The sequence below is a fragment of the bacterium genome (assembly GCA_024226335.1).
Lineage (GTDB): Bacteria > Myxococcota_A > UBA9160 > SZUA-336 > SZUA-336 > JAAELY01.
This window is the reverse complement of sequence record JAAELY010000354.1, coordinates 1-875: the sequence shown is the minus strand read 5'-3', so window position 1 is coordinate 875 and position 875 is coordinate 1. Positions and strand designations below refer to the sequence as shown.

The 875-nt window shown below is 59.0% G+C and carries 1 protein-coding gene; it reads right to left on the bottom strand.

Features of this window, described 5'->3' with window-relative positions; all coding sequences use genetic code 11:
* Positions 1-4: 4 nt before the first annotated feature.
* On the bottom strand, positions 5-844 hold the full coding sequence (locus GY725_18405; protein MCP4006160.1) for a hypothetical protein: 840 nt from the start codon (positions 842-844) through the stop codon (positions 5-7).
* Positions 845-875: the final 31 nt, after the last annotated feature.

The window sequence follows — 875 nt, the reverse complement described above, 5'->3', positions numbered from 1 at the left end:
GTCTTTACCGCGTCGGAAGCCGCATTTCCTCGATGAAGCGCGCATCGATCCAGTAGATATCGGTGCTGCCATTCTCGGGTCGCGACTGCGCTTGATAGAGCGAGGCCCAGGTAATGCGATCGGCGGAGTCTTCCAGGCGTGGTCTGGCGCTCGAGAAGAAGAAATACTTTCCGTCCGGCGAGAGGGTCGGACAGAAGTCGGAAGGGTCGGCTTCCATCACCTGCCCGAGGTTGCGCGGTGGGCTCCAGGAACCCTCATGTCCGCGAAAGCTGATGAACAGGCGGCCCTCACCTGGGCCTTGTTCGTGACCGCGGGAGTTGAAAACGATGAAGCTCTCGTCCGGGGCAATCAAGGCATCGCCTTCGTTGGCCGGGGTATTGAGGACGGGGCCAAGATTCTCAGGCTCGGTGTAGTGGCCATCGACCTGCGTCGATCGGTAGATGTCACTGCCGCCGATTCCGCCCGCTCGTCGCGACAGGAAGTAAAGGGTGCCGTCCGTGGTCAAGCTCGGATAGAACTCGTTGGTTTCGGAATTGACCGACGCCAGATTGACTGGCTCCGACCAGGAATCTGTTTCGGTGCGGTCTACATACCAGATATCGAGGTCGTTTTCCGGCTCACTGCCACCTGAGCGCGAACGGTACGAGCAGAAGAGCAGCCGCCTGCTGTCGGCCGAAATGCACAAGTCGACGCCTGAGCTGCTCCGCGTGAAGGATGCCACCTCAGGCTCGCTCCATACCCCACCTCGCTCGCGCGAAACCATGATTACCCAGTCGATCCCGACGTCGACGGCGTAGTAGAACTCTTTGCCATTCGGAGAAAAAACAGAGTTCAATTCATTCATGCCAGTCGAGATGATTCCAGGTGCGAAGACC

What these genes read in the sequence shown, in the direction of transcription:
- GY725_18405 (MCP4006160.1), bottom strand. Translation starts at nt 844, where the DNA reads ATGAATGAATTGAACTCTGTTTTTTCTCCGAATGGCAAAGAGTTCTAC.